The following is a 3564-nucleotide window of genomic DNA, read 5'->3' as shown; positions in this document are numbered from 1 at the left end:
GGCGCGCAGCGTCCCGCCCAGCGCGCCGACCCGCTCGGCCAGGCCGGACAGTCCGAGCCCGCCGGTCCGCCCGAGGCCACCGGCCCGGTCGGGACCGCCGCTGCGCCCCGGCCCGGGCCCTGCCCCCTGGGCTGCGCCGTCGTCGGCCACCGAGACCTCCAATCCGTCATCGCACCGCCGTACGCGCACCTCGACGACGGCCGCGCCGGAAGCGTGCCTGCGGACGTTGGTGAGCGCCTCGACGACCACCCGGTGGGCCGTGCCGCCGACCTCCCTGGGGACCGACGCGGCCAGGTCGTCGTCGGCGTCGAGGACCACTCGCGCCGGCCCGGAGGCGGCGAACCGCTCGACCACCGCCGGCAGGTCGGCGAGGCCCGGTTGCGGGCGGACCGTCCCGGACCCGACGGCCGCACCGGCCGCGCCGCCACCGGCGTCGTCGTCGCTGTGGAGGATCCGCACCGTCCGGTCCATCGACGCCATCGCACGGAGTCCGGCCGCCTCGATGCGGCGCAGTGCGTCGCCCGCCGGGGTGCCGGCCGGCACGACCGTCCCCGCGGCCTGGGCCTGGGCGATCATCTCACTGACGTCGTGGGCGACGTAGTCGTGCAGGTCGCGGGCGAGCTCCAGCCGTTGCGCCCGGCGGGCGGCGGCGACCGCGCGGACCCGGCGGTCGTGCTGGTGCCGCAGCAGCAGCCCGGCACCTGCCGCCGCGATCGGCGCGAGCGCCCAGAACGACACCGCGTAGACGGCCTCGAGCGCCGACAGCTCGTCGGGCGTGCCGCCGTCGGTGGCCCGCAGCAGGCTGGTCGCGCCGCCCAGCCCGGCGACGACGGCGGCCGGCACCGCCGCGCGTACCGGCGCCCACCGCGCACACGCGCCGACCAGCACCGACAGCACCGCGAGCTCGACCATGCCCCACGGAGGCGAGCCGGGCCACGGCCCGGCGAGATGCGCCACCGTCGCGGCCAGCGACACAGCGCCGGCGCCGGCCGCACCCCACGGCAGCCACACATGCGACGCAGGCCACCAGAACATCACCACCACGGCGACCACCGAGGCGCATCCGAGCGGCACGGTCCACGGCCGGGCCGCACCCAGGACGCCGGCCGCGACCACGACGGCCCCCGCGAAGACGAGGCGCCACGACCGGTCCGGCATGCCGTCGAGTCTAGGGAGCACACCGCCGCCGCACCCGTGCCGAACGGCACATCCGCGCCCGTCACCGTCCGCGCGAACCGGCCGATCGGCATCTCGGCGGCACGCCGCCGCCTCGGAAGGCTGGAACCATGACGACGACGACCATCACCACCACCGCACCGGCCCGGTCACCGGGCCCCGTCCGCCGGGCGATCCGGGCCTGGCCGGACTGGACCCCGTACGCGGCAGCCGCCTGGTCCGCCGCCTACGGACTGCTCGGCCTGCTCTGGGCCCTCGGCGTCGACGGCTATCCGTTCGGCCCGGGCGACCTCCCCGACGGCCGCGAGGAGTCCATCCTCGGCGCGTCGACGGCGGCCGGCACCGGACCGTGGATCGCCGGCCTCGGACTCGCCGGCGCCGCGGTTGCCCTCGGACTTGCCCGATCGCCGGCGCGCGGCATCGCGCGGGTTGCCCTCGCCGGCTGGGGCTGGGCCAGCGCCGCCCTGCTGATCGTGCTCGTGCCGGACCAGCGCGTGCTCACCGCCGTCGCCTACACCCCGCTGGCGCTGGTCGGCATCCCGTTCGGCTGGCCGCCACTGACCTACGCCGAGTTCGTCGAGAAGGTCTACCCCTGGCCGAACGTCAACCAGTGGATCTGCGTCGCCGGCGGGCTGCTGTGGGCGGCCGCGACGCTGGCCTTCCAGCGGCGGACGGTGCGCGCCTGCGTCCATTGCGGCCGCCGGGCCGGGCACACGCACGGCTGGACGTCGCGGGCGGGTGCGGCGCGCTGGGGCCGTTGGGCCGCGTACGCCGCGTTCCTCATGCCGTTCGGGTACGCCCTCGTGCGCTGGGCCTGGGCCCTGGGCGTCCCGCTGACCATCAGCCAGGAGTTCCTCGACGAGCTGCACGACAGCGGGATGGTGTGGGCCGGCGCCTACCTCGCGACCTTCGCCGCGGCCGGCGGGGTCCTGACGCTCGGGCTCACGCAGCGGTGGGGCGTCATCTGGCCGCGGTGGGTGCTGGGCCTCGCCGGCAAGCCGGTGCCCCGGGCGTTCCCGCTGGTGTTCGCGACGACGGTCGCGCTGTCGCTGGCCTCGGCGGGCTCGGTGATCCTGCGGCTGACCGACTGGACCGACCCCGCCGAATGGGCCGGCAACCCGATGATGCTGTTCGCGCCGTGGGCCGTGCTCCTGGGCGCGGCGACGCTCGGCTACCACCTGCGCACCCGGCCGGCCTGCCGCGTGTGCGGGGCGCTGTAAGCTCGGCGCGTGCGCAGCCCCGAGGCGTCCAGATCCGAGCCACCGGCCGACCGGTGGCTCGCTCGACGCTGCCCGCGCTGAGGCGCGCCGCGCGCTGAAGCGCGCGCATCCGACGCAGCCCCGAACGCTCGACTCCACCGGACCGGCCTCTACGTCCCTCACCGTTGCCCGGGTCCCGTGGAGTCCCCATGCCTGTCGTCGTCTACCTGCTCGCCCTGGCCGTGTTCGCCCAGGGCACCTCCGAATTCATGCTGGCCGGTCTGGTACCGGAGATCGCCGCCGGCCTCGACGTGTCCGTTCCCGCCGCCGGATCGCTCACCTCGGCCTACGCCGTCGGGATGATCGTCGGTGCGCCGGCGACGGCGCTGCTGAGCCGGCGATGGCCGCCGCGGGTGGCGCTGCTGGCATTCCTGACGGCGTTCCTCGCGGCACACGTCGTGGCCGCGACGACGGACGCGTACGCCGTCCTGGCCGCCACCCGAGTCGTCGCCGCGCTGGCCAACGCGGGATTCCTCGCCGTCGCGCTCGCGACCGCCGCGGCGCTGGCCGGGCCGCGGTCGACCGGCCGGGCGACGTCGGTCCTGCTCGGCGGCGTGACGGTCGCCTGCGTCGCCGGCGTGCCGGGCGGCGCGCTGCTCGGCCAGCTGTGGGGCTGGCGGGCGCCGTTCTGGGCGGTCGCCGCCGCGTGCGTGCCGGCGCTGCTGGCGATCCACCGATCGGTCGCACGTCACCCGGCCGGCGAGGGATCGACGGCGACGGCGTCGGCTCGCGCCGAGCTGACGGTTCTCCGCCGGCCCCGGCTGCGGCTGGTCCTGCTGCTCGGCGCGCTGGTCAACGGCGCGACGTTCGGCGCGTTCACCTACCTCGAGCCGGTGGTCACCGACGTCGCCGGGTTGGGGGAGGGCTGGGTGCCGCCGGTGCTGGCGCTGTTCGGCCTGGGCGCGTTCTCCGGCGTGACGATCGGCGGCCGGCTCGCGGACCGCGCCGGCCTGCGCCGCCGTCTGGCCGCGGTGTCGGCGGCGCTCCTGGCCGGCTGGATGTTGCTCGCCCTGCTGGCGCACGTGCCCGCCGTCGTCGTCCTCGGCGCGGGCGTGCAGGGCGCGCTCTCGTTCGCCGCCGGGTCGGCGCTGATCGCGCGGTCGCTCGCGGCGGCTGCGGGGGCGCCGCG

Annotated in this window: 3 protein-coding genes; 2 read left to right on the top strand and 1 reads right to left on the bottom strand. The window is 77.2% G+C overall.

The features are described 5' to 3' along the window. The coding region (locus tag DY240_RS23555) for a sensor histidine kinase (protein WP_119662179.1) at nucleotides 1-1158 on the bottom strand (1158 nt) is incomplete at its 3' end. A 128-nt stretch (nucleotides 1159-1286) separates the two neighbouring features. Here DY240_RS23555 and DY240_RS23550 point away from each other — a divergent pair. Both DY240_RS23550 and DY240_RS23545 read left to right on the top strand, forming a co-directional pair. Then, nucleotides 1287-2396: a hypothetical protein gene (locus DY240_RS23550; RefSeq protein ID WP_119662178.1), complete on the top strand. Its 1110-nt coding sequence runs from the start codon at nucleotides 1287-1289 to the stop codon at nucleotides 2394-2396. 188 nt (nucleotides 2397-2584) lie between these two features. Then, nucleotides 2585-3564: Cmx/CmrA family chloramphenicol efflux MFS transporter (locus DY240_RS23545; RefSeq protein ID WP_147375478.1), on the top strand; the 980-nt coding region annotated here is incomplete at its 3' end.

Origin of the sequence: Jiangella rhizosphaerae (assembly GCF_003579925.1) — a bacterium.
Taxonomy (GTDB): Bacteria; Actinomycetota; Actinomycetes; order Jiangellales; family Jiangellaceae; genus Jiangella; species Jiangella rhizosphaerae.
This window is presented reverse-complemented; position numbering and strand designations above follow the sequence as displayed.